Annotated in this window: 24 protein-coding genes; 1 reads left to right on the top strand and 23 read right to left on the bottom strand. The window is 57.3% G+C overall.

What is annotated here, in order from left to right; all coding sequences use genetic code 11:
- Nucleotides 1-87: 87 nt before the first annotated feature.
- The 22 genes from rplO to rpsJ all read right to left on the bottom strand — a co-directional run bounded on the left by rplO (nucleotide 88) and on the right by rpsJ (nucleotide 15072).
- The gene (gene rplO / locus HMPREF2944_RS02765; RefSeq protein WP_005505008.1) at nucleotides 88-534 is read right to left on the bottom strand and encodes a 50S ribosomal protein L15; all 447 of its coding nucleotides are present in this window, start codon (nucleotides 532-534) and stop codon (nucleotides 88-90) included.
- Between the two features lie 2 nt (nucleotides 535-536).
- A complete protein-coding gene (rpmD, locus tag HMPREF2944_RS02760; protein WP_049331928.1) occupies nucleotides 537-743 on the bottom strand; it encodes a 50S ribosomal protein L30 in 207 nt (68 codons plus the stop codon).
- Nucleotides 744-745: 2 nt separating this feature from the next.
- Nucleotides 746-1390, bottom strand: coding sequence for a 30S ribosomal protein S5 (rpsE, locus tag HMPREF2944_RS02755; protein ID WP_192830492.1), 645 nt, complete (start codon nucleotides 1388-1390; stop codon nucleotides 746-748).
- A 29-nt stretch (nucleotides 1391-1419) separates the two neighbouring features.
- Nucleotides 1420-1779, bottom strand: a complete 360-nt coding sequence (gene rplR / locus HMPREF2944_RS02750) for a 50S ribosomal protein L18 (RefSeq protein ID WP_005505006.1) — start codon at nucleotides 1777-1779, stop codon at nucleotides 1420-1422.
- Between the two features lie 2 nt (nucleotides 1780-1781).
- Nucleotides 1782-2318, bottom strand: a complete 537-nt coding sequence (rplF, locus tag HMPREF2944_RS02745) for a 50S ribosomal protein L6 (protein WP_049331926.1) — start codon at nucleotides 2316-2318, stop codon at nucleotides 1782-1784.
- Between the two features lie 27 nt (nucleotides 2319-2345).
- On the bottom strand, nucleotides 2346-2744 hold the full coding sequence (rpsH, locus tag HMPREF2944_RS02740) for a 30S ribosomal protein S8 (protein ID WP_049331925.1): 399 nt from the start codon (nucleotides 2742-2744) through the stop codon (nucleotides 2346-2348).
- Between the two features lie 73 nt (nucleotides 2745-2817).
- Nucleotides 2818-3378 (bottom strand): 50S ribosomal protein L5, encoded by a 561-nt coding sequence (rplE, locus tag HMPREF2944_RS02735; RefSeq protein ID WP_049331923.1) that lies wholly within the window; start codon nucleotides 3376-3378, stop codon nucleotides 2818-2820.
- Complete coding sequence (gene rplX / locus HMPREF2944_RS02730; protein WP_005504988.1) at nucleotides 3378-3713, bottom strand: 50S ribosomal protein L24; 336 nt, start codon at nucleotides 3711-3713, stop codon at nucleotides 3378-3380. The genes rplE and rplX overlap by 1 nt, the downstream gene beginning before the upstream one ends.
- Nucleotides 3714-3716: 3 nt before the next feature.
- Nucleotides 3717-4088 carry a 50S ribosomal protein L14 gene (rplN, locus tag HMPREF2944_RS02725; RefSeq protein ID WP_005504986.1) on the bottom strand — a complete coding sequence of 124 codons (372 nt, stop codon included), beginning with the start codon at nucleotides 4086-4088 and terminating at the stop codon, nucleotides 3717-3719.
- A gap of 693 nt (nucleotides 4089-4781) precedes the next feature.
- Nucleotides 4782-5975 carry a YncE family protein gene (locus HMPREF2944_RS02720; RefSeq protein ID WP_070680210.1) on the bottom strand — a complete coding sequence of 398 codons (1194 nt, stop codon included), beginning with the start codon at nucleotides 5973-5975 and terminating at the stop codon, nucleotides 4782-4784.
- A gap of 742 nt (nucleotides 5976-6717) precedes the next feature.
- A complete protein-coding gene (locus HMPREF2944_RS02715; RefSeq protein WP_070680208.1) occupies nucleotides 6718-9411 on the bottom strand; it encodes a YncE family protein in 2694 nt (897 codons plus the stop codon).
- A 427-nt stretch (nucleotides 9412-9838) separates the two neighbouring features.
- A complete protein-coding gene (rpsQ, locus tag HMPREF2944_RS02710) occupies nucleotides 9839-10111 on the bottom strand; it encodes a 30S ribosomal protein S17 (RefSeq protein ID WP_049331917.1) in 273 nt (90 codons plus the stop codon).
- Nucleotides 10108-10347: a 50S ribosomal protein L29 gene (rpmC, locus tag HMPREF2944_RS02705; protein WP_049331915.1), complete on the bottom strand. Its 240-nt coding sequence runs from the start codon at nucleotides 10345-10347 to the stop codon at nucleotides 10108-10110. The genes rpsQ and rpmC overlap by 4 nt, the downstream gene beginning before the upstream one ends.
- A gap of 5 nt (nucleotides 10348-10352) precedes the next feature.
- Nucleotides 10353-10772 (bottom strand): 50S ribosomal protein L16, encoded by a 420-nt coding sequence (rplP, locus tag HMPREF2944_RS02700; RefSeq protein ID WP_049331913.1) that lies wholly within the window; start codon nucleotides 10770-10772, stop codon nucleotides 10353-10355.
- Nucleotides 10773-11570, bottom strand: coding sequence for a 30S ribosomal protein S3 (gene rpsC / locus HMPREF2944_RS02695; protein ID WP_049331911.1), 798 nt, complete (start codon nucleotides 11568-11570; stop codon nucleotides 10773-10775).
- On the bottom strand, nucleotides 11571-11936 hold the full coding sequence (gene rplV, locus HMPREF2944_RS02690; RefSeq protein ID WP_005504964.1) for a 50S ribosomal protein L22: 366 nt from the start codon (nucleotides 11934-11936) through the stop codon (nucleotides 11571-11573).
- Between the two features lie 60 nt (nucleotides 11937-11996).
- Nucleotides 11997-12278 (bottom strand): 30S ribosomal protein S19, encoded by a 282-nt coding sequence (gene rpsS, locus HMPREF2944_RS02685; protein WP_004005282.1) that lies wholly within the window; start codon nucleotides 12276-12278, stop codon nucleotides 11997-11999.
- Between the two features lie 12 nt (nucleotides 12279-12290).
- Nucleotides 12291-13127 carry a 50S ribosomal protein L2 gene (rplB, locus tag HMPREF2944_RS02680; RefSeq protein ID WP_049331908.1) on the bottom strand — a complete coding sequence of 279 codons (837 nt, stop codon included), beginning with the start codon at nucleotides 13125-13127 and terminating at the stop codon, nucleotides 12291-12293.
- 40 nt (nucleotides 13128-13167) lie between these two features.
- Nucleotides 13168-13470, bottom strand: a complete 303-nt coding sequence (gene rplW / locus HMPREF2944_RS02675; protein ID WP_005504959.1) for a 50S ribosomal protein L23 — start codon at nucleotides 13468-13470, stop codon at nucleotides 13168-13170.
- A complete protein-coding gene (rplD, locus tag HMPREF2944_RS02670; RefSeq protein ID WP_049331907.1) occupies nucleotides 13470-14087 on the bottom strand; it encodes a 50S ribosomal protein L4 in 618 nt (205 codons plus the stop codon). The genes rplW and rplD overlap by 1 nt, the downstream gene beginning before the upstream one ends.
- A 6-nt stretch (nucleotides 14088-14093) precedes the next feature.
- Complete coding sequence (gene rplC / locus HMPREF2944_RS02665) at nucleotides 14094-14750, bottom strand: 50S ribosomal protein L3 (protein ID WP_005504955.1); 657 nt, start codon at nucleotides 14748-14750, stop codon at nucleotides 14094-14096.
- 13 nt (nucleotides 14751-14763) lie between these two features.
- Nucleotides 14764-15072, bottom strand: a complete 309-nt coding sequence (gene rpsJ / locus HMPREF2944_RS02660) for a 30S ribosomal protein S10 (RefSeq protein ID WP_004005287.1) — start codon at nucleotides 15070-15072, stop codon at nucleotides 14764-14766.
- 497 nt (nucleotides 15073-15569) lie between these two features.
- Here rpsJ and HMPREF2944_RS02655 point away from each other — a divergent pair, with 497 nt between their 5' ends.
- Nucleotides 15570-19067, top strand: a complete 3498-nt coding sequence (locus HMPREF2944_RS02655) for a Fe2+/Zn2+ uptake regulation protein (RefSeq protein ID WP_141755718.1) — start codon at nucleotides 15570-15572, stop codon at nucleotides 19065-19067.
- Between the two features lie 483 nt (nucleotides 19068-19550).
- Here HMPREF2944_RS02655 and tuf read toward each other — a convergent pair whose 3' ends face one another.
- A complete protein-coding gene (tuf, locus tag HMPREF2944_RS02650) occupies nucleotides 19551-20741 on the bottom strand; it encodes an elongation factor Tu (protein ID WP_049331906.1) in 1191 nt (396 codons plus the stop codon).
- Nucleotides 20742-20883: the final 142 nt, after the last annotated feature.

Below are 20883 nucleotides of genomic sequence, written 5' to 3'. Positions count from 1 at the left end.
AAACCAGATATATAGGACCGTCAGAATAACTTTTCACGCAAAAGCCCCCGCTCGAATTATCCGAGCGGGGGCTTTCAGTAGCTAAGACTACTTAACGGTTACGGAACCGCCAGCGGCCTCGATCTTCTCGATAGCGGAAGCCGATGCCTTGTCGACAACAACGTTCACCTTGACGGAGATTTCGCCGTTGCCCAGAACCTTCACGAGCTCGTTCTTGCGAACGGCGCCCTTGGCAACCAGTGCCTCAACGGTGACATCGCCACCGTTGGGGAACAGCTCCTGGATGCGGTCCAGGTTAACAACCTGGTACTCGGTGCGGAAGGGGTTCTTGAAACCGCGCAGCTTCGGCAGGCGCATGTGCAGCGGCAGCTGGCCGCCTTCGAAGCCTGCACGAACCTGGTAGCGTGCCTTGGTACCCTTGGTACCGCGACCTGCGGTCTTACCCTTGGAGCCTTCACCGCGGCCAACGCGGGTCTTTGCCTTGTGGGCACCCGGTGCCGGGCGCAGATCGTGAATCTTGATAGCTTCTGCCATCTTTACTTGACCTCCTCAACCTTCACCAGGTGAGCAACGGTGTTAACCATGCCAACGGTGACGGGGTCAGCAGTGCGAACAACCTTGTTACCGGGGCGCTTGAGGCCCAGGGAACGGAGGGTTTCACGCATGTTCTGCTTCTGACCAACATAGGACTTGACCTGGGTGATTTCCAGCTTTGCGTCGCTGGGCTGAATACGCTTGGCCATTACTACGCACCTGCCTTCTCAGACTTGGTGTTGCGCAGGTAGCTGGGGATAACCTCGTCGGTGGGCAGGCCACGGCGGGCTGCCACTGCCAGGGGCTCCTCAAGCTGCTTGAGTGCTGCAACGGTTGCGTGAACGATGTTGATCTGGTTCGAGGAACCGAGCGACTTGGACAGCACATCGTGAATGCCTGCGCACTCGAGTACTGCACGCACGGGGCCACCTGCGATAACACCGGTACCAGCGGTTGCCGGACGGAGCATCACAACGCCTGCAGCTGCCTCACCCTGCACGCGGTGCGGGATGGTGCGGTTCTCGATGCGGGGAACGCGGAAGAAGTTCTTCTTTGCTTCCTCGACACCCTTGGAGATTGCTGCGGGGACTTCCTTAGCCTTACCGTAGCCAACGCCGACCAGGCCGTTACCGTCACCAACGACGACCAGTGCGGTGAAGCTGAAGCGACGACCACCCTTGACGACCTTGGAAACGCGGTTGATGGTCACAACGCGCTCGATGTACTTGTCCTTCTCCTCCTCGCGAGCGCGGTTGTTGCGGCGCTCGCCACGGCCACGACGCTCGCCGCGGTTGTTGCGGCGCTCCTCGCGCTGGTTGGAGGTCTCAGCGGTTTCAGCTACTACTGCTTCGCTCACCTGAGTTTCCTTTACGTTCTGCTCGCTCATTAGAGTGCAAGACCCCCTTCGCGTGCACCGTCAGCAACGGCTGCAACACGGCCGTGGTACTTGTTACCACCGCGGTCGAACACGACTGCCTCAACACCTGCTGCCTTGGCGCGCTCTGCAACGAGCTCACCAACGCGCTTTGCCTTAGCGGTCTTGTCCAGGTCAGCTGCACGCAGCTCTGCTTCCATGGTGGAAGCGGATGCCAGGGTCACGCCCTTGACATCGTCGATAACCTGAACGAACATGTGACGGGTCGAACGGGTGACGCACAGGCGCGGACGCGCAGCGGTACCCGAAACGTACTTGCGGATGCGAGCGTGACGACGTGCACGCTGCGCTGCCTTCGACTTGATAGCCATGTTTACTTACCAGCCTTTCCGACCTTGCGGCGGATGTGCTCACCTGCGTAGCGAACACCCTTGCCCTTGTAGGGATCGGGCTTACGCAGACCACGAATGTTTGCTGCAACCTGACCAACGAGCTGCTTGTCGATACCCGACACGGTCAGCTTGTTAGCACCCTCCACTGCGAAGGTAATACCCTCGGGAGCGGTGATGTTGATCGGGTGGGAGTAGCCCAGAGCGAACTCCAGGTCGTTACCCTTCGGGGTCACACGGTAACCGGTACCGACGATTTCCAGCTTCTTCTCGAAGCCGGAGGTCACGCCGATGATCAGGTTCTGAATCAGGGTACGAGTCAGACCGTGCAGCGAGCGAGACAGGCGCTCGTCGTTGGGACGAGACACGACGATCTCGTTGTCGTTCAGAGCGACAGTGATGGGGGAAGCAACCTTGTGGGAGAGCTCGCCCTTTGCGCCCTTAACGGTGACCAGGTTGCCATCGACCTTAACCTCAACGCCGGCGGGAACCGAGATGGGGAGACGTCCAATACGTGACATTATTCTCTTCCTTTCTCTTCTAACCGACTACCAGATGTAAGCGATGACTTCGCCGCCCACACCCTTCTTCGCAGCCTGCTTGTCAGTCAGCAGACCCGAAGAGGTGGACAGGATTGCGATGCCGAGGCCACCCAGAACCTGGGGCAGGTTGGTGGACTTTGCGTAGGTACGCAGGCCCGGCTTGGAAATACGACGCACGCCAGCGATGGAACGCTCGCGGGACGGACCGTACTTGAGGACGAGGGTCAGGGTCTTGCCGACCTTTGCATCCTCAACCTTAACGTCGGCGATGTAACCCTCAGCCTTCAGGATCTCGGCGATGCGAGACTTCAGCTTGGAGTAGGGCATGGATACGGTGTCGTGGTATGCGGAGTTTGCGTTGCGCAAACGGGTCAGCATATCTGCGACCGGATCAGTCATAGTCATTGTGGGCTTGTGCCCTTCCTCGTTGTGGTTTCCCTACCCCGCGGTAACGGGGTCTGGACCTACAACGTAGTCGTTACTTGGTCTTGAACGGGAAGCCCAGTGCCTTCAGAATGGCACGGCCCTCGTCGTCGGTCTTCGCGGAGGTCACCACGGTAATGTCCATACCACGCACGCGGTCGATCGAGTCCTGATCGATTTCGTGGAACATGGACTGCTCGGTCAGACCGAAGGTGTAGTTACCGTTACCGTCGAACTGGCGATCCGAGAGGCCGCGGAAGTCGCGGATTCGGGGCAGTGCCAGGGTGACGAGGCGGTCCAGGAATTCCCACATGCGGTCGCCACGCAGGGTGACGTGTGCACCGATGGGCATACCTTCGCGCAGCTTGAACTGTGCGATGGACTTCTTAGCGCGGGTAACAATCGGCTTCTGACCGGTGATTGCGGTGAGATCGCGAATAGCGCCATCCATGAGCTTTGCGTCGCGAGCTGCCTCGCCAACACCCATGTTTACGACGACCTTAACGATCTTCGGGGTCTGCATGACGTTCTCGTACTTGAACTCTTCCTGCAGAGCGGGAACGACGACCTCAGCGTACTTGGTCTTGAAGCGGGGGGTGATCTTGGTTTCGGTCATTAGATGTCCTTACCCGAACGCTTAGCAACGCGCACGCGAACGGTGCGCTCCTTGCCGTCACGCTCTACAGTCTCGAGGCGGAAACCAACACGGGTCGGCTTCTTGGTCTCGGGGTCAACAATCGCAACGTTAGAAACGTGGATCGGTGCCTCAACCTTCTGAATGCCGCCTGCTGCGCCGGTCAGGGGGTTAGCCTTGGTGTGCTTGGTGACGACCTTAACGCCCTCAACAATCACGCGGTTTTCCTTGGGGAGAACCTTCAGAACCTTGCCCTGCTTGCCCTTATCTGCACCGGAAATAACCTGAACCAGGTCGCCGGACTTGATCTTAGCCATGAATTAGAGCACCTCCGGAGCCAGCGAAACGATCTTCATGAACTTCTTGTCGCGAAGCTCACGACCCACGGGGCCGAAGATACGGGTACCACGGGGATCACCATCAGTGTTCTTCAGGATCACTGCGGAGTTCTCGTCGAACTTGATGTAGGAGCCGTCGGGACGACGGGTTTCCTTCTTGGTGCGGACGACGACTGCCTTGACAACGTCACCCTTCTTTACGGTACCGCCGGGGATTGCATCCTTGACGGTTGCGACAATGATGTCGCCGATGCCTGCGTAGCGACGCGAGGAACCACCGAGAACACGGATGGTCAGGATTTCCTTCGCACCAGTGTTGTCGGCGACCTTCAGTCGCGACTCCTGCTGAATCATATTTCTCCTGTCGTCTCGCCGGTTCCGACTCACTTGAGGCGTGAGCCAGCCTTGCGGAACATTTTTACGGGATTGGTTGACGCCCCGGGCCCCAGCTCTAGGGAAGGGGTTAGCGGAAACGCCTGGGGCAAACCCATGCCAGAAGCATTTGGACCCGCGTGAAGCGGGCGTATCCACCCGTAATTAGCGGCATTATGCACTGGCACGAGAAGCCCGTGGTTGCGCGGCTATTTGGATACAGCCGCACAGTCTTAATACTCTACAGGAACCACTCGGGCATTGCAAGGGTTTCACAAACATGATTACCGTCTCTTCTGCGCCTGTCTTACCCCAGTCTTACCGCATCATTGCAGACATCTTCCGCCCATGCATCGGGCCTAGCGGGAGTGAACTCCTTATTAGACAGTTAAAGCAGGAGGCCCCTTCGTGTAGTTCCTGACGCATAAGAAACTGAAGGGGCCTCGAGAAATCTACCGCGCAATGTGTCAAACAAAGGTGGTAGATATTTATATTTTACTACTTTTTGATATATCCCGTGACAGGCTTGCCGAGGATACTTTAAATACATCGCGCATCCGGCTTATTTTCTACGCATCGCGAGCGCTATTCGCGCTAACATCTCGGCCTCTCCCCACTGGAAAACACGGGCTGCCGCCCAAGGTTCAACGAGCCAGAGCCCTCTGAGTCCTCCAACTATTCCACCGTAACACGCACACGAGCCAACCCATCGCGAACGATAGAGTTCAGTTCTTCTCCGGGGCGTGATTCGTTCTTCGACTCGTAATACTGACCGCTACGAGCATCCAGCACGTAGGGTACGATAGCCGCGGGATAGTCTCCGGCCTTGTCGATAGCGATTACCGAGCCGTCGGAGAGCAGCACCTGATGATTGATGCGGGTAGGAGCTACTTGAATCGTCTCAACAACTTCTCGGGTCAAAGAGTTGATCACCGTGATGGTGCCACCACCGGCGATGGAGGGCTCTCCCTTACCGCCAAAGTCCGCGACGTAGAGCAGATGACGCTTCGAATCGAAGAGAATATCGGTGGGCATCCGGCCAAAGGGAATATAAGCCAGCTGTTCACCCTCCAGGCTCAGAATGTACAGGCCGGAGTTCTTGCTTTCAGCTCCCTGTGCCGAAATATAAAGCTCCCCGCGGGCGGGGTCAATCTCCGCGCCGTGTACCATAACGGAGGTTTCAGCATCCTGACCACCCCGCACGGAAAAAACATTACCCCGCTCCCAGGTCTTCAGATCGATAACCCAGATTTCGTCCTTGATAATATTCGGGACATACAGCAGGCCGCTTTCCTCATCGGCGATGGGACCGAGTAGCATTGCGGGACCAAAATCCCGCAGGGGGCTGACGGTGCGCTCCCCCTTATCGTTAGCAGTAGAAATAACCTGGTAACCGCCGGCACCGGTCACGAGTACAGATCCGTCAGGAGCCACGTAGAGCTCGCGCGGGGTGAGCATCTCAATATCATCCTTGGAGCGTGAATCCCACACGAGCGAAAGGTCATCCTGAGAGTACGCGGTGACCGTTTGGGTTCGGGTCCCTCCGGTCCATACCAGACCGCTTTGATTGTCGAGGGCCACCCCATAGGCGGCCTGAATTTGGTAGAGGCCTTCCTGGCCAGGGTTATGGTCCTCGACCACGGGCAGATACGCGGTGAGTTCAGTCTCCAAGGTGTGGGCATTCAGGCGTGCAAGAGTGGCGCACAGGGTGCCATGGGTCTTGGTGTGGTTGAAGCTACCGGTCACGAAGAGAACATCCCGTTCGGGGTTGTAAGCAACCTGATATTGCCCGGCTAGTCCGGGCTGTCGCTCCACGATCTGGCGAGCACCTGAGACTCCCTGCTGTGTTTCATTATTCGACTGGGACATTCTTCCTCCGAAGGTCTGTGTGTAGGGGGAACAGATATGTGCAGCTCAAGTACCACAGCCGCAAGATGAGAGGCAGCATGGGTCTTATACCTCGCAATGTTGCTCTACATCATACGCTGTGGAGGACGTGACCGCGGGGATAGACGACCTCGGGTCGTCTGCGGCCCGGTGAGCCCACGCATTTCCAAAGGTTTCCGAAAATCACGGCCTTGCGGGGAACCCAAGCTTGAGAGCCACCTCTTCTACATCGGCTGTAGCCACAGAAGAACGGTGGGGAATCCGGCAGTGATTTCGTAACATTTCTTCAGATAACGGCCCGGAATATCGAGTTTCTGCAAAAATCGGCCAAAAAGTTTAGAAATTTAGGGCGATTTTTTCAAAAACCAAGTTTTTTGCCAAAAACTCCCGCTGAAGGTGCGAAATTCAGCGAGATGTACCATAATAGAAGAGACGCATGCGTCAAACAAGAGGTTCGGTCCTTATCGGACAGATTTCTTGGGTCCCTTTTTCCTCGCTAATCCGTTTGTCTAGGGACCGAACCTCGCTTTGACCATTAAGCCCGCACTTCGGTGCGGGTTTTCTTTTTGCCCGAGACATTCCTCCAGGCATAGCCCAGGGGCGGCTCCCTTCATAAGGAAGGGAACCGCCCCTGGGCTATTTTACGGTTTACGCAAACCGATTATGGAAGCATGCTCCTCCTCCCCAGAACAGCGCTGGGAAGACCTCATGGCTTCATCGACGTTTATGCCTTGCGGCGACGAGCCACCAGAATACCGGCACCCGCGACCAGAGCCAGGGCACCCAGGCCAGATGCAATCAAGACGCCGGAGGCACCGGTGTTAGCCAGCGAAGACTTCGAAGACTTCGAAGAGTTCGAGCCGTTAGTAGAAGAGGTGTTCTGCGACGAAGAAGCGGAGGTCTTCGAAGCGCTGTTGCCCTTCTCCTGGGCCGAGGGCTTCAGGGAATCTGCAGGAGCCTTGGACTGGTCCTTAGCCTGATCCTTCGACTCGGCCGGTGCGGAGGGCTCAGGAGCCGAGGGGTTCACGGGGGCGTCCTTAGCTTCATCCTTCTTCGGCTGGTTCTCGGTCGTGAAGGTGTACTCGACGGCCATGCCGCCACGTGCGTTATCGTTCTCGGTCAGGGAGCCGGAGAGCAGATAAATAGCCACCTTATCACCGGTCTTGAGCTCTTCCTTCAGGTTGGAGTTGGCAACGGTCGGACGATCGATAGTCGCGGTGAAGTTACCGTTCTCGTCAGCCTTGATGTAGGCCCACACGCCCGAGCTGTTAGCTTCTGCACCCTCCAGCTTCGGCTCTTCCTTGGCTGAGATGGTGCCCTTGTTCAGCTTGACTGCGATAACCGAGCCCTTGCCGTCCTTGGTCTTGAAGCCTTCACCGCGGAAGGTCAGCTTCTCGCCTTCCCAAGTCTTGGGGAAGTAAACCTTAGCGCCATCCTTGTACTCGTGCACAACCTCGTTCGAAGTGGCCGAATCGCTCGGTGCGGGGGTGGAGGGCTCAGGCTTAGCCGAATCACTCGGGGCCGGAGTAGTCGGCTCAGGCTTAGCCGAATCACTCGGCGTGGGGGTAGGCTCATCGTTCTTGGCGATGGTCAGCGGAGTACCCGCAGGGTACTGAGTAGTCACACCGGAAGGAGCAGCAGCAACCTTGGAGGTTTCGACGGTTGCGCAGGTGGTGTCTGCGGCCTTCTGCTCGGTGACGGTTGCTTTCAGGGCCTCACCACCACGCGGGGTGTCATTCTCAACCATCGAACCGGAGAGCAGAGCCACGGAAATCTGGTCACCGGTATTCAGATCGTCCTTCAGGCTGGAGTTAGCGGTGGTGGGGTAAGGTAGCTCGGCGGTGAAGTTGCCGTTCTCATCGGCCTGAATGTAGGCCCACACGCCCGCGCTGTTGCCTTCCTTGCCGTTGAGCTTCGGCTCTTCCTTAGCGCTGATCTTACCCTTGTTCAGTTTGACGGCAACAACGGAGCCCTTGCCGTCCTGGGTCTTGAAGCCCTCACCGCGCAGCTTCAGGGTCTCGCCCTTGGTCCAATCCTTGGTGGTGTACAGCTTGGCGCCGTCGGTGTAGGTCTTCACCAGTTCCTCAGAAGAGGCCTGCGAGGCAGACTTTGCGGTGGTCTTGATGGTGGTATTGAGCTTCACCATGACACCGGGAGTAATCGGGCTGTCGGCGTTGTCCTTGCCCTTGGGTTCGGTGCTGGAGGTTCGGTATTCACCGGTAGCCGGGTCGATGGTGTAGTTGGTCTCGATCGGGGAGGCGTCCTCGGTGCTTCGAGCCAAGGCGTAGGCCGAGCCATCGGGAGTAACCAGCACGTCATTTGCGCCGCTAGTAGCGCCGGTGGATACTTCGGAGACAACGGTGCCGGTACGCGCATCAATCACGCCCACGTTGCCGGTACCGTAATCGGTAACGTAGAGCAGGTCACGAGCTTCGTCAGAGGTGATGGCAAGAGCCTGCTTACCGAAGGGAATGGACTTCTTATATGCGCCGGTCTCCAGATCGTAGACGGTCACACCGGAGTTGGCCCCGGTCTTTCGGTCGCCCTGAGAGCTTACGTAGATTTCCTTCAGGGACTTGTCGATAGTGACGTCCGAGGCGTTCAGAGCGATATCTGCGCTGTCCTTGTGCAGCTCAATGGTCTTCTCAACCTCGAGAGTCTTGCCATTAATTACCTTCAGGGTGCCTGCGCTCAGGGTAGGGACGTAGACCTTGCCATCAGCGGAGTCTACGTGCATGTTCATTGCGGTGTCAGGTTCGCCCTTGGCATTGGTGAATTCGATCTTCTTGACCAGGGTGTGCTGGGTGGTGTCGAAGACGCTAATGCCGCCGGAGCCGGAAACAAAAGCTTTACCGGTTGCGGAGTCGATGCGCACCTCACGAGGATGATCAACTTCGCCTTCTGCGCTGGTCCAGATCACCTTCTTGGTCGAGGGATCCACCACGGATACGGTGCTGTTACGAGTCTGAGTCACCCACACGTAACCGGTAGCCTCGTCATAGCCGACACCGTAGGGGGATGCAATCTGCTTACCCGAGGGTTCGGTGGCTCCGCGAGGGGTGAAGTCCACGGTCGGGAACTGGTAGACCGATGCAAGGCTCGGTGCGGAGGAGACATTCCAGGAGCCCAAACCGCCGGTCAGGATCGGAGGACGGCCGGAGGAGAAGGAAGTGAACAGGGTAGAGGTAGCCGGTGCGTAAGCCAGCTGGTACTGGCCGGGTAGACCCTGATACTGGGTAGCGCTTACGCTAAAATGACGGCACTCGTCATTAGAGTTCTGTGCGCTGGATGCTGCGGGCAGGGAGGAATTGCCGTTAGCCGCAAAAGATGCGGGAATCATGGTCATCGATCCTGCGACGACGGAGAGGGCGCTGGCGACGGCGAGCAGCTTGCGTGAGGGCTTGGGTGAAGAAGTCATGGTAATCCTCGATGATGTGTTGATGATACTTCTCCAAAGGTCGTGCAACCTCCGGATTAGGTGCTCGACTACCCCTAATATATAGGCAAGGCATAGCTAAGCACTTATAGAGTCGATGATAAGCACCTTCACAGGAGGTTTTCAACCTATTTTTAGCTCTGTCTAAGTCTTCCCCCAACTATCCGTTCCCCATCTACAGCCTGTAAAAACCACCTTTTCCCCACGTTTATCCAGGTCAGATCATTATTTAAGCAATGCAGAAAGCCGCCCCGGGCAAAAGTACTGTTTCTATATATGACGACCGATCTCCGAATATGACGTTCTCTAGTTCGCGCTGTCTCTCGCCTCGGGATATAGCGATGGCCCCTCCCCCACAGATGTGGGAGAGGGGCCATTATTGCTCTAGCAGATGATTCTGCGGAAAGGCTTACTTAGCCTTCTCCAGAATCTCCACGACGCGCCAGCGCTTGGAAGCGGACAGCGGACGGGTCTCTGCGATCAGAACGAGGTCACCGATGCCTGCAGTGTTCTGCTCATCGTGTGCCTTGATCTTGGAGCTACGGCGAACAACCTTGCCGTACAGAGCGTGCTTCACGTGGTCCTCGACCTCGACGACAACGGTCTTGTCCATCTTGTCGGAGACAACGTAGCCGCGGCGGGTCTTACGGTAGCCGCGCTCTTCGTTCTTTACTTCACTCACTTGGACTCACCTTCAGTTGCGGGACGAATACCGAGCTCGCGCTCACGCAGCACGGTGTAGATACGTGCGATGTCGCGCTTAATAGTGCGGCGACGACCTGCATTAGCCTGACCGGTGACTTCCTGGAAGCGGATGTTGAAGAGTTCCTTCTTCGCTTCGCTCAGCTTTGCAGCCAGATCCTCGTTAGAGAGTGCTGCGAGCTTCTCGATGCTCAGGTCCTTGGAGCCTACTGCCATCTCGCTTATTCACCACCTTCACGGCGACGCACAATACGTGCCTTCATCGGGAGCTTGTGGATTGCCAGGCGCATTGCCTCGCGAGCCACCTCTTCGGACACACCGGCGAGTTCAAACATGACTCGACCCGGCTTGACATTTGCGACCCACCACTCGGGCGAACCCTTACCGGAACCCATACGGGTTTCGGCGGGCTTCTTGGTCAGGGGGCGGTCCGGGTAAATGTTGATCCAGACCTTACCGCCACGCTTGATGTGACGGGTCATTGCGATACGTGCAGCCTCAATCTGGCGGTTGGTCACGTATGCGGGGGTCAGGGCCTGGATGCCCCACTCACCGAAGCTAACCTCGGTGCCGCCCTTTGCGAGACCACTACGCTTGGGGTGGTGCTGCTTACGGTACTTTACTCGACGGGGAATAAGCATTTATGCCTCACCGTTCTCTGCAGTCTTGGCCTCGACCTTTGCCGAAGCGTTCTCGTTGCGGCGCTCGCGACGAGGACCACGGTTGCCCTGGCGGCGGCGGTCACCATCGCGGCGGTTGCCACGGCGGTTGTTTGCTGCCTGCTGAGCTGCCAGCTCCTTGTCGGTCAGGTCGCCCTTGTAGATCCAGACCTTCACACCGATGCGGCCGAAGGTGGTCTTGGCCTCGAAGAAGCCGTAGTCGATGTTCGCGCGCAGGGTGTGCAGGGGCACACGGCCTTCGCGGTAGAACTCGGAACGGGACATTTCAGCGCCACCCAGACGGCCGGAGCACTGGATACGGATACCCTTTGCGCCTGCACGCTGTGCGGACTGGATTGCCTTCTTCATTGCACGGCGGAATGCAACACGCGATGCGAGCTGCTCTGCGATGCTCTGTGCAACCAGCTGAGCGGAAAGGTCGGGGTTAGCAACCTCGAGGATGTTCAGCTGAATCTGCTTGCCGGTGAGCTTCTCGAGCTCGCCGCGGATGCGGTCTGCTTCTGCGCCACGACGGCCAATCACGATACCGGGACGAGCGGTGTGGATGTCCACACGCACGCGGTCACGGGTACGCTCGATCTCGACCTTTGCAACGCCTGCGCGATCCAGGTTCTTTGCCAGCAGCTCGCGGATCTTCACGTCCTCACGGACGAAGTCTGCGTAACGCTCGCCGGGCTTGTTGGAATCAGCGAACCACTTGGAGACGTGGTCAGTGGTGATGCCCAGTCGGAAACCGTTCGGGTGAATTTTCTGACCCATTTAGCGGTCCTCCTCCTTCTCCGGGGTAGCAACTACCACGGTGATGTGGCTGGTGCGCTTGTTGATTCGGTATGCACGACCCTGAGCGCGGGGCTGAATGCGCTTCATGGTCGGGCCCTCGTTCACGAATGCTTCGCTGATGAACAGCTCTTCCTCGCGGAAGGGCAGACCCTGCTGGGTTGCCTTCTGACGAGCGTTAGCTACTGCCGAAGCAACGATCTTGTATACCGGTTCCGAAGCTGCCTGGGGGGCGAACTTCAGAATCGCCAGAGCCTCTTCCGCCTGCTTACCACGGATCAGGTTGACGACACGGCGGGCCTTCATAGGCGTAACGCGAACGAAACGCGCTGATGCCTTGGCTTCCATTGCCTATCTCTCTTTCGTCTATTGCCGAAAGGGAAACGTTAGCTTATCGGTATGAACCGATTAGCGACGCTTGCCCTTACGGTCGTCCTTCACATGGCTGCGGAAAGTGCGGGTCGGAGCAAACTCACCGAGCTTGTGACCAACCATCGACTCGGTGATGAACACCGGCACGTGCTTGCGACCGTCGTACACTGCGATGGTGTGACCGAGCATGTCGGGGATAATCATCGAGCGACGCGACCAAGTCTTAATTACGTTCTTGGTGCCCTTCTCGTTCTGAGCTGCAACCTTCAGGTAGAGGTGCTGATCAACGAAAGGGCCCTTCTTCAAACTACGAGGCATGTTTCAGGCTCCTTAGCGCTTCTTGCCAGTACGACGGCGACGAACGATGAGCTTGTCGCTTTCCTTGTTGGGACGGCGGGTACGACCCTCGGGCTTACCGTTGGGGTTAACCGGGTGACGACCACCGGAGGTCTTACCTTCACCACCACCGTGCGGGTGGTCAACCGGGTTCATAACCACACCACGGACGGTCGGGCGGATGCCCTTCCAGCGGTTGCGGCCAGCCTTACCCCAGTTGATGTTGGACTGCTCGGCGTTGCCGACCTCGCCCACGGTTGCGCGGCAGCGAACATCCACGTTGCGGATTTCGCCGGAGGGCAGACGGAGCTGGCCGTACTTGCCTTCCTTAGCAACCAGCTGGACAGAAGCACCAGCGGAACGTGCCAGCTTTGCGCCGCCACCGGGGCGGAGCTCGACGCAGTGAATCACGGTACCAACCGGGATGTTGCGCAGGGGCAGGTTGTTGCCGGGCTTGATGTCAGCTGCGGGACCGGACTCGACGATGTCGCCCTGAGCGAGTTTGTTCGGAGCGATGATGTAACGCTTGGAACCATCGACGTAGTGCAGCAGTGCGATGCGTGCGGTACGGTTGGGATCGTACTCGATGTGTGCAACGCGTGCGTTCACGCCGTCCTTGTCGTGACGACGGAAGTCGATCAGACGGTACTGACGCTTGTGGCCGCCACCCTTGTGACGGGTGGTGATGCGGCCGGTGTTGTTACGGCCGCCGGTCTTGTGAAGCGGACGAAGCAGGGACTTCTCCGGGGTGGAGCGGGTGATCTCTGCGAAATCAGCAACGCTCGAACCGCGGCGACCCGGGGTCGTCGGCTTGTACTTACGAATACCCATTTAGATATTTCTTCCTTCGTTAAAGTGGTCTCCGCGGGGCTTATGCCTGCGGACCGCCGAAGATGTCGATGGTGCCTTCCTTGAGGGTCACAATCGCACGCTTGGTGTTCTTGCGAGCGCCCCAACCGAAACGGGTGCGCTTGCGCTTGCCCTGACGGTTGATGGTGTTGACGGAAGCAACCTTGACGTCAAAGATCTTCTCGATGGCCTGCTTGATTTCCAGCTTGTTGGAATCGGTAGCGACCTCGAAGGTGTACTTACCTTCGTCGAGCTGACCGTAGCTCTTCTCGGAAACGACGGGAGCAATGATCACGTCGTATACAGACTTGGTGGAAACGCTCATTACTTAGCGCCCTCCTTCTTCTGAGCTGCAGCAACGAATGCGTCGAATGCTGCCTTGGTGAAGACCACGTCGTCCGAAACCAGCACATCGTAGGTGTTGAGCTGGTCGACGTACAGAACGTGGACATTCTCCAGGTTACGTGCGGACAGAGCCACAACGTCCTCTGCACGAGCAATCACAAGAAGGATGTTCTTGCGCTCGGTGATAGCTGCGAATGCAGCCTTTGCAGCCTTGGTCGAGGGGGTCTCACCGGAGATGAAGTTCTCGACAACGTGGACGCGGTCGTGACGAGCGCGGTCAGAGAGAGCACCGCGCAGTGCAGCGGCGATCATCTTCTTGGGGGTGCGCTGTGCGTAGTTACGCGGAGTCGGACCGTGAACAACGCCACCGCCAGTCATGTGCGGTGCACGGATGGAGCCCTGACGTGCGTTACCGGTACCCTTCTGCTTGAAGGGCTTACGGCCTGCACCGGAAACCTCGCCGCGGTTCTTAGCCTTGTGGGTGCCCTGACGTGCTGCTGCGAGCTGTGCAACGACAACCTGGTGCAGCAGGGGCACGGATGCCTGCGCGTCGAAAATCTCTGCGGGCAGGTCTACCTTAAGGGTCTTAACAGCCATGATGTATTAGGCTCCCTTCACAGCGGTACGAACCAGAACAACGCCGCCCTTGGGACCGGGGATTGCGCCCTTGATCAGCAGGACATTGTTCTCTGCGTCCACACCCTGGATAGTCAGGTTCAAGGTAGTGTGACGTGCTGCGCCCATACGGCCAGCCATGCGCATACCCTTGAACACGCGTGCGGGGTAGGATGCGCCACCGATGGAACCGGGCTTGCGGTGGTTCTTGTGCTGACCGTGAGACGCGCCAACACCCTTGAAGCCGTGACGCTTCATAACACCTGCGAAGCCCTTACCCTTGGTCTTGCCAACGACGTCGACCTTCTGGCCTGCTTCGAAGAGCTCAACGGTCAGTTCCTGACCGAGGGAATACTCAGAAGCATCTGCGGTACGCAACTCGACAATGTGACGACGGGGGGTAACACCGGCCTTCTCGAAGTGACCAGCCAGGGGCTTGGTAACCTTGCGAGAGTCGATTGCACCGAAACCAATCTGAACAGCTTCGTAGCCGTCAGTCTCCTGGTTACGGATCTGGGTAACAACGTTAGAATCAGCCTTGACGACGGTGACGGGCACAAACTTGCCGTCCTCGTCCCAGACCTGGGTCATGCCGAGCTTGGTGCCCAGCAGGCCCTTCACCTGGCGCTCGAATTTGTTAGTCATTAGATGCGATCCTCTACAGCTTGATCTCGATGTTTACGTCTGCCGGCAGGTCGAGACGCATGAGGGCATCAACAGCCTTGGGGGTCGGATCAACAACGTCGATCAGACGCTTGTGCGTACGCATCTCGAAGTGCTCGCGGCTGTCCTTGTACTTGTGGGGAGAACGAATAACACAGTAGACGTTCTTCTCGGTCGGCAGCGGCACGGGGCCAACTACAGTTGCGCCTGCGCCCTTGACCGTTTCGACGATTTTCCGTGCCGAAGAATCGATGACCTCGTGGTCATAGGACTTCAGACGGATGCGGATTTTCTGTCCCGCCATCTGTCGGACTCTCTTTCTTGATGTATTCCCTGTATCGGAGCTTTTGCTCCTTTGTTATAGCGCTTAAGGAACGCGATATATTCATCACGTGCGCCACCCAGAACGGACTGAATCCGGCCTTGCCGGGTTCCTCACCCCGCCTGAGTACCGACCCCCGAACTCGGGCGTGTCGTCTATATTCTAGACAAACTCGTCCCGTCATCCTTCGGACCGGGTCATACGTGGGCCTATCTGATACAGATAGACACTTTGACAACGTCGTCAATTCTCTCAAATATTCGGGGGTTCTCGCAATGCCAACGTTCATTAAGTGGTTAAGAACACTTAAAAGACCTTCCTGCCCCTCTCCGTAACCAGACATCATCGCCCGGTGTGTCCTTCACAGAGACTTCTAAACCTACTTTCAGTATTTTCCATGCAGTTTATACCCCGAAATATAGCTTTCAAGCCTAGTAGTACTCGTATGGTAGAAGTACCACTTAGCCTAAGGAGAAATCATGTCTCAGCCGACACAACCTCACCGGGCACCCAGTCACACGCACTCCCCCATCAACCAACCCTATAACGAGCAAGCACCGTTCCCTCCCTCCCCTGCACCGTCGCAGGTCACCCGCGGAGAAATGTACTCTCATCAAACACCGCATCCTCAGCGGATGAATGAGGACCTCTTCCTCAATATTGTTCTGTACATCGGTTCGCTTCTGCTCATTGGAGCTGCTGCCCTTTTCATTACTTCGGTTACTTCCTCGACCGACGAGACGGCGCTGATTCGCGTCCTCGCGTTAGCGCTGGGGGCCGTTGTCTTTTACGGTGCGGGCCTGTTGACCTACCGTTTCGTGAAGCGTCTGCGCATCGCTTCCTATTCCTTTACGGCGACCGGCTTGGCTTTCATCCCCCTCACGGGTATTGCCACGTATATCCTCGGTATCTGGGATCAGGGCCGTTTCATCTGGCTTATCACTTCTCTGATTGGTACCGCCGCAATTATTGGAGCATGTACTCTGATGCGTAACCGTGTCATGGGTTATCTCCTAATTTCTTTCTTTATTTCAGATTCGTTGGCCGCCACGAGGGTGGTTGAGCTCCCCTTCGTTTGGTACTTCATTGTCCTCACGGTCGTAGCGATTGTCTTGGGACTCGTACTTCACTTTGTTCCCGAAGCCGCTCCACGAGGTATCCGCGAAGGTCTCGTTGATTCATCACGAATTTTTGTTCCGGTCACCGCGGCGTCCATTTTCTTCTTTACCTATGAGATGTCCTCTCTGGACATGGGTATCGCCTTCACGGTGATGTCTGTCCACGCTATCCTCTTCCTGTGCATGGAGGGGAAGATCGACTACTTTGTTCAGGCACGAATCTACCCGCTTATTGCTGTCCTGGCATTTGCTGATGAGTTGAACCAAATTGTCTGGACTCCCTCGATTTTTGCGATTACCGTACTCGTCACCAACATTGTTTCTGTGTACGTCTTCGTCCCCCGCGTGCGCACTATGGCTAATGCGCAACTCCCCACCCAGCATCAAGAGGCTACGGTATCCAAGATTCCTTGGAGCTCTTCTGCTGCTCAGTTGCCTCGCGAGAAGTTCGAGTGGCTTCCTACCTACGACGCAGGCTTCGGTCTCATCCTCCTTTCTTGTGCGTTTGTAGCCGCCCTCGCCATAGCTTCCCCCTATGTAGAAAGCGGCTGGGCCGAGCTTCTACCGTACGTGCAGACCCCCCACACGATCTTCCCCGCTTCCTGGGGTATCGGTATCTTCTATCTGATCAGCTGCCTGACCTACCGTAAGGCTCTTCGGCCGATGGCGTTGCTGGCCCTCTCGGCACTTCTCCCCTGCATCGCCCTCTTGATCAATATCGCGAATGGGAACACCCAGGGCGATTTCTACCTCTTCTTTGGCGCATCTACCATCATCTACATTTTGAGCCGCAGCGACGTCAAACTACGCTTCGCGGGATCCATGATGAGCACCCTCGGGTATGCGCTAGGTTTCTTCCTACTTGCGACGACCCTCTTCCCTGATATGCAGCCCATCGAGATGCGTCTGGTCTTCGCACTCGTATTTGCACTTGCGGGCCTGCTCATCTTCGCTCTTCCCTCCGCTGAAATTCAGGGGATCCCGGGTCTACGGAGAACCCCCGAGGGGCTGGCTTACCTGTTCCTTGGTTCTCTGTCGTTGCTCGCCTCGATGTTCGTGGACATTACCGTCAAGACGATTGCCCAGCATTTCTGGGCCTACTTCGGTATGTTCTCCGCAGCGCTTCTTCTACTCAGCCTTTTGGCTATTCTGCTGTTGGGGCGTATCTTCGGCATTTCAAACCGTGACGATATGCGCTACACCCTGCTGGTTCTGACGCGTATTGGTCTCTATGGGCTTCTTCTGATCGGCTTGGTCGGAACCCTGTACTACCGTAGCGCCCTCGCCACGGTGATAACAGGTACCTTGGATATCGCCGGGTACACGCTGTGGGTCGCTGTTCTCCCGACTTTGATCACCGTGCTATACGCGGCGCTCGGTCTTATGTTGCCCCCTCATTCAGCAATCCGCACCGAGATTCTGACTGTTTCTCGTCTGCCTATCTGCTGGTCGCTATTGCTTCTGTCCATGAATAACGATGTGAAGACGATGGTCGTCCATTTCTTCTTCGTTGCTCTAATGGCTGCGCAAACCCTGTACAGTGTTCTCCTCTATGCCCGCACTCGCCGCATTGCCGAGCTATACATCGCGACGGGAGTCTTTACGGTGGCGGCCTGCTACAGCGCTTTCACCGGCGGCCTGCTATATCTTGAGGATCCCATTCTCTCCGTCGGTGCTCCGGCTCTGCTGATTGCTGTTTGGGGTGTTGGCGTTGCTCTGAAGGTTCCGTACCTACAGCCCGGTGCTTCTCTGAGCGTGAGCACGTTCTGTATCACTGCTCTCTGGAATGTCTCCGGGGTTCCGGCTCCTTCGGACCACGCCGAGTTCTTCGGCTACTCCGCACTTCTGGCTGTCGTTATTCTGTGGGTATTGAAGGTCCTCATCCCCCGAGAGAATCCCGTTCTGCATCCTAACGTACGTCCTTCCATAGTCGTCCAGGCGGGCTCTAGGAACATTGTTCTTCCGATGCACGGTCCCCTGCCTGCACCCACCTCGCAGTTTGCGCCCCGTCTCCCCCTGGCTCAGGGTATTTTTGGTCCGATCAACTATCTGCTGATGGTTCCCGCACTGGGCGTACTCTATTTCGCCACGCTAATGGGCCTGCTAAGCTCCACTCACGTAGAGCTCAACGCCCTCCTATGGGGTCTAAGCACGCTGTGTCTGATGTCCGTATGCCGAGTGGAGCAGGTACCTACCATCGCAACGACGGCTTTCTGCCTCTCTATCTCCCGGCTGATGCTGCATTATTCTGATGCACCTCGCATCGTCCTGGTGCTGGAGATTGCCCTTTTGATTGTTCTCGCCATCGCTGCGGTTGGTGTTTTCAAGAATTTGGCAGCGCATCGTCCCGTCAATGAACAGGTGTCGTCTACTCTCCTGTACTGCGCTCTGGGTCTTCAGGCGCTCCTGACGCTGGTTCTTTGGAGAATTCCGACCGGGGGCCCTGACGTTATCCTCCTCGTACTGGGCATTGGCCTGACCCTCTTGGCCGGTCTTGTACTCCCCAAGGCGTGGGCATACGTATCGGCCGTACTGGTGACGGTGGATCTTGCCATTTCGCTCAATGGTTTCAACCCGCTCTTCCTGCTCATCATCTCGGTGATTCTTATTGCCGGCGTCATTTGGAGGCTCCTTGCCCGTCAAAGTGGCCACCAGGATGACAGCGGCGTCCCGTCGACTCCGGTGGAGCAGACTCCGGTTTCTCAAGCTACCGCTCTTCCCCCGGCCGAGGGATATGTTGGGCAGTCTCCCAGCGGGCAGGCACCACAATCGGTGAATAGCCAGTCTATTCCGCCGGCGCAGACCCCGCCTCCCGGTGGCGGCTACTCCGTTCCTGAAGGGGACGGGCGTTCGGCGTAGTGACGTTGCCTCGCTAACGCCCTGAGAAGTCAAGGTAAGCCGTGTTTTCCAAGGCGCCCCACCTTCAAGCGGCCCTCAGCTTCATACGGCTGAGGGCCGCTTCTTTGTCGCTTCCGCCATCCCCCATTGCGACGAGGAACAACTAGCAAGGTCTGCGGTCACAGGGCAGAACGTTTCCGAAGCCCCGCGCACTTTCGTGGCCTGTCCTCCGCCCCGTTGCTCTTCTTCTAGATTTTCTTCCCCCGTATTTTTCTGTGTGGTCCCTTCTAAATGCTCGGGTACCGTGAGGGGGTTATCCGGCCCGGTCCTGCGCTGGTCGGCCTACGATTTTGTCTAGGTGCTATGGCAAGACCACTACGAGACCGGTTCTGGGCATAACACAAGGACCCCCGCAAAACTGCGGGGGTCCTTAAGTATCGCTACCTGGTGGAGGGGAAAACCCTCCGGCAGGTCACCAGCGAATTGTCGTAAAGTTTACGGCAATTACTTGATGATCTTGGTAACGCGACCCGAACCAACGGTGCGGCCACCCTCACGGATAGCGAAGCCGAGGCCCTCTTCCATTGCGATGGGCTGAATCAGGTCAACGGTCATCTCGGTGTTGTCACCGGGCATAACCATCTCGGTGCCCTCGGGGAGGGTGATAACGCCGGTCACGTCAGTGGTACGGAAGTAGAACTGAGGACGGTAGTTGGAGTAGAAGGGGTTGTGACGGCCACCCTCATCCTTGGAGAGGATGTAGACGTTTGCCTCGAACTCGGTGTGGGGGGTGATGGAGCCCGGCTCCACGACAACCTGACCACGCTCAACATCGTCGCGCTTCAGACCACGCAGCAGCAGACCACAGTTCTCGCCTGCCCATGCCTCGTCGAGCTGCTTGTGGAACATCTCGATACCGGTAACGGTGGTCTTCTGGATCGGGCGGATACCAACGATCTCGACCTCGGAGTTCAGCTTCAGGGTACCGCGCTCTGCACGGCCGGTCACCACGGTGCCACGACCGGTGATGGTGAAGACGTCCTCGATGGGCATGAGGAAGGGCTTGTCCTTCTCACGCACGGGGTCCGGGATGTAGGTGTCGACTGCGTCCATGAGCTCCTCGATCTTAGCAACCCACTCGGGATCGCCTTCGAGAGCCTTCAGTGCGGAAACGCGAATGACAGGGGCGTTGTCGCCGTCGAACTCCTGCGAGGAGAGGAGGTCACGGACCTCCATCTCGACGAGGTCGAGGAGCTCTTCGTCGTCAACCATGTCTGCCTTGTTCAGTGCAACCAGCAGGGTGGGGACGCCAACCTGGCGAGCGAGCAGAACGTGCTCGCGGGTCTGTGCCATGGGGCCGTCGGTAGCAGCAACCACGAGGATTGCGCCGTCCATCTGAGCCGCACCGGTAATCATGTTCTTGACGTAGTCAGCGTGGCCGGGAGCGTCAACGTGTGCGTAGTGGCGCTTCTCGGTCTGGTACTCAATGTGAGCAATGTTAATGGTAATACCGCGCTGGCGCTCCTCGGGAGCGGAGTCGATCATACCGAAGTCGCGCTTCTCGTTCAGGTCCGGGTACTTGTCAGCCAGAACCTTGGAGATTGCTGCGGTCAGGGTGGTCTTACCGTGGTCAACGTGACCAATGGTACCGACGTTAACGTGAGGCTTGGAGCGCTCGAACTTAGCCTTAGCCAAGAGTGTTCCTCCTAGAACGATTGAAAACATGCACGCGGATCTTCACTCCGGCGCATCCCGTTATAAAACGGTCTAGCGTCTACAATAGCGGATTACACCGCAGAGATGAAACTGTCCATGCTCTCAATGATGGATTTAATGG

The organism is Rothia sp. HMSC072E10 (assembly GCF_001813965.1).
Lineage (GTDB): Bacteria > Actinomycetota > Actinomycetes > Actinomycetales > Micrococcaceae > Rothia > Rothia mucilaginosa_A.
This window is presented reverse-complemented; position numbering and strand designations above follow the sequence as displayed.

What these genes read in the sequence shown, in the direction of transcription:
- rplO (WP_005505008.1), bottom strand. Translation starts at nt 534, where the DNA reads ATGGCAGAAGCTATCAAGATTCACGATCTGCGCCCGGCACCGGGTGCC.
- rpmD (WP_049331928.1), bottom strand. Translation starts at nt 743, where the DNA reads ATGGCCAAGCGTATTCAGCCCAGCGACGCAAAGCTGGAAATCACCCAG.
- rplR (WP_005505006.1), bottom strand. Translation starts at nt 1,779, where the DNA reads ATGGCTATCAAGTCGAAGGCAGCGCAGCGTGCACGTCGTCACGCTCGC.
- rplF (WP_049331926.1), bottom strand. Translation starts at nt 2,318, where the DNA reads ATGTCACGTATTGGACGTCTCCCCATCTCGGTTCCCGCCGGCGTTGAG.
- rpsH (WP_049331925.1), bottom strand. Translation starts at nt 2,744, where the DNA reads ATGACTATGACTGATCCGGTCGCAGATATGCTGACCCGTTTGCGCAAC.
- rplE (WP_049331923.1), bottom strand. Translation starts at nt 3,378, where the DNA reads ATGACCGAAACCAAGATCACCCCCCGCTTCAAGACCAAGTACGCTGAG.
- rplX (WP_005504988.1), bottom strand. Translation starts at nt 3,713, where the DNA reads ATGGCTAAGATCAAGTCCGGCGACCTGGTTCAGGTTATTTCCGGTGCA.
- rplN (WP_005504986.1), bottom strand. Translation starts at nt 4,088, where the DNA reads ATGATTCAGCAGGAGTCGCGACTGAAGGTCGCCGACAACACTGGTGCG.
- HMPREF2944_RS02720 (WP_070680210.1), bottom strand. Translation starts at nt 5,975, where the DNA reads ATGTCCCAGTCGAATAATGAAACACAGCAGGGAGTCTCAGGTGCTCGC.
- HMPREF2944_RS02715 (WP_070680208.1), bottom strand. Translation starts at nt 9,411, where the DNA reads ATGACTTCTTCACCCAAGCCCTCACGCAAGCTGCTCGCCGTCGCCAGC.
- rpmC (WP_049331915.1), bottom strand. Translation starts at nt 10,347, where the DNA reads ATGGCAGTAGGCTCCAAGGACCTGAGCATCGAGAAGCTCGCAGCACTC.
- rplP (WP_049331913.1), bottom strand. Translation starts at nt 10,772, where the DNA reads ATGCTTATTCCCCGTCGAGTAAAGTACCGTAAGCAGCACCACCCCAAG.
- rpsC (WP_049331911.1), bottom strand. Translation starts at nt 11,570, where the DNA reads ATGGGTCAGAAAATTCACCCGAACGGTTTCCGACTGGGCATCACCACT.
- rplV (WP_005504964.1), bottom strand. Translation starts at nt 11,936, where the DNA reads ATGGAAGCCAAGGCATCAGCGCGTTTCGTTCGCGTTACGCCTATGAAG.
- rpsS (WP_004005282.1), bottom strand. Translation starts at nt 12,278, where the DNA reads ATGCCTCGTAGTTTGAAGAAGGGCCCTTTCGTTGATCAGCACCTCTAC.
- rplB (WP_049331908.1), bottom strand. Translation starts at nt 13,127, where the DNA reads ATGGGTATTCGTAAGTACAAGCCGACGACCCCGGGTCGCCGCGGTTCG.
- rplW (WP_005504959.1), bottom strand. Translation starts at nt 13,470, where the DNA reads ATGAGCGTTTCCACCAAGTCTGTATACGACGTGATCATTGCTCCCGTC.
- rplD (WP_049331907.1), bottom strand. Translation starts at nt 14,087, where the DNA reads ATGGCTGTTAAGACCCTTAAGGTAGACCTGCCCGCAGAGATTTTCGAC.
- rplC (WP_005504955.1), bottom strand. Translation starts at nt 14,750, where the DNA reads ATGACTAACAAATTCGAGCGCCAGGTGAAGGGCCTGCTGGGCACCAAG.
- rpsJ (WP_004005287.1), bottom strand. Translation starts at nt 15,072, where the DNA reads ATGGCGGGACAGAAAATCCGCATCCGTCTGAAGTCCTATGACCACGAG.
- HMPREF2944_RS02655 (WP_141755718.1), top strand. Translation starts at nt 15,570, where the DNA reads ATGTCTCAGCCGACACAACCTCACCGGGCACCCAGTCACACGCACTCC.